Raw genomic sequence first — 2,008 nt, forward strand, 5'->3', positions numbered from 1 at the left:
CCCCCCCGTTACCTTTTTCGTGGCTCCGCAATGGGGCCTCCGGCCTTCGGGTCCGGCATGACTTCCCCCTCCTGTTGTTGATGATCCGGGGGGTGGTGTCACCGGGCTCGGAGGCATCGACGGACCGCTGATGAGGGGCTTGAGCACCGGCTTCACCCAAGGCCGGAAGAGCTCTCCGTAACGTGGATGTGGCAGCTCGATGCCGTGCCAGGGCCGGACGAAAGCGTGATGGAGGGGCCTACACGTGATCGACACCGGCGACATCGACGTCTTCCTCGGCCTGGACGTCGGCAAGGGCGAACACCACGCCACCGCCATCACCCCGGCCGGGAAGAAGGCCTTCGACAAGCGCCTGCCCAACACCGAACCCAAGCTCCGCGAGCTGTTCGCCAAACTGCAGGCCAAGCACGGGACGGTGCTGGTCGTGGTCGACCAGCCGGCCTCGATCGGCGCCCTGCCTCTGGCGGTCGCGACGGACATGGGCTGCCCGGTCGCCTATCTGCCGGGGTTGACGATGCGACGGATCGCCGACCTCTACCCGGGCGAGGCCAAGACCGATGCGAGGGACGCGTTCATCATCGCCGACGCGGCCCGCGCGATGCCGCACACGCTGCGGACGATCAACGGCGAGGACGAGACGATCGCCGAACTGGAGATGATCGTCGGGTTCGACGACGACCTCGCTGGAGAGGCCACCCGGGTCGCGAACCGGCTGCACGGCCTGCTGACGCAGATCCACCCGTCGCTGGAGCGGGTGCTGGGGCCGCGGTTGCAGCACCCGGCCGTGCTGGCCCTGCTGGAGCGGTTCGGTTCACCGGCCCAGATCCGCAAGGCCGGACGGCGGCGGCTGGTCACGCTGTTACGACCGAAGGCCCCGCGGATGACCGAGCGGCTGGTCGAGGACATCTTCACCGCCCTGGACGAGCAGACCGTCGTCGTTCCGGGCACCGAGGCAGCCGCGCTGATCGTCCCGAGCCTGGCCGGATCCCTGACCGCAGTCCTTGAGCAGCGCAAACTCCTGGCCGGGCGGATCGAGGAACTCCTGGAGGCCCACCCTCTTTCGAAGGTCCTGATGTCGATGCCGGGAGTCGGTGTCAGGACCGGGGCCAGGATTCTGATCGAGGTCGGAGACGGCAGCACCTTCCCAACCGCCGGCCACCTCGCCGCCTATGCAGGACTCGCCCCGGCAACCCGCAGCTCAGGGTCGTCGATCCGAGGCGAACAGCCCTCCCGGCGAGGAAACAAGCAGCTCAAACGGGCCTTCTTTCTCTCCGCGTTCGCCGCTCTGGCCGACCCGGCCTCCCGGGCCTATTACGACAGGAAGATCGCCCAGGGCAAGCACCACACCCAGGCCCTGCTCTGCCTCGCCCGACGCCGGGCGGACGTCCTCTTCGCCATGCTCCGCGACGGCGCCTTCTACGAATCACGTCCGGCGGCCACGGTCAGCTGATCTGCGGCTCCGCCAGCAGCACCACCCGGTCGGACTCGACGTCGAATCCCAGCACCGGATGACTCTGGTCCCAGTCACCTTCGGGCGTCATCACCACCGGCTTGCTCAGTCGGCGCCCGATCGCACGAAGAAATCCGCACAGCACATCCAGCCGGTCCTGTCCCTGCAACTCCCTCAGGTCCACGTCGAAACCGATCTCGTCAGCCGACTCCAACCGAAAGATCGCCAACACATCCGATGTCAGCCAGACCCGCAGGTCCGCGCACTCGGCATCAGCAGGCCGCGACAGCACCTCCGCAGCACGCGGCAGCGGAATGACCACACCACCTTCGGAGTACTCACTCCGCCAGCCACTCGCAACGATCAGATCAAGGACCGCTTGCCAATCCTGGACCGTAGTTCCCATGACCCACACATCCGGAAGACACCCCTCCCACTCAAGGTCGAAGAAGCCCTTCACGTCATCCCACAGCACCTCAGACACTAGGCAATGCTGACCTCAGCCCGAACACAAACGCACCCGGATTTCCTTGACCAAACCCATAGGGGCACCCCCCC

Annotated in this window: 2 protein-coding genes; one reads left to right on the forward strand and one right to left on the reverse strand. The window is 66.7% G+C overall.

Annotated features, from left to right (window positions below):
* Window positions 1-244 precede the first annotated feature (244 nt).
* Entirely contained in the window at window positions 245-1,450 is a 1,206-nt protein-coding gene (locus ACFWEG_RS28950; protein WP_387221071.1) for an IS110 family transposase, read from the forward strand.
* Here ACFWEG_RS28950 and ACFWEG_RS28955 read toward each other — a convergent pair.
* Window positions 1,443-1,934, reverse strand: a complete 492-nt coding sequence (locus ACFWEG_RS28955) for a hypothetical protein (RefSeq protein WP_378886428.1) — start codon at window positions 1,932-1,934, stop codon at window positions 1,443-1,445. The genes ACFWEG_RS28950 and ACFWEG_RS28955 overlap by 8 nt on opposite strands.
* Between the last annotated feature and the right edge of the window lie 74 nt (window positions 1,935-2,008).

It is taken from the genome of Streptomyces sp. NPDC060194 (assembly GCF_042728285.1).
In the GTDB taxonomy this organism is placed as follows: domain Bacteria; phylum Actinomycetota; class Actinomycetes; order Streptomycetales; family Streptomycetaceae; genus Streptomyces.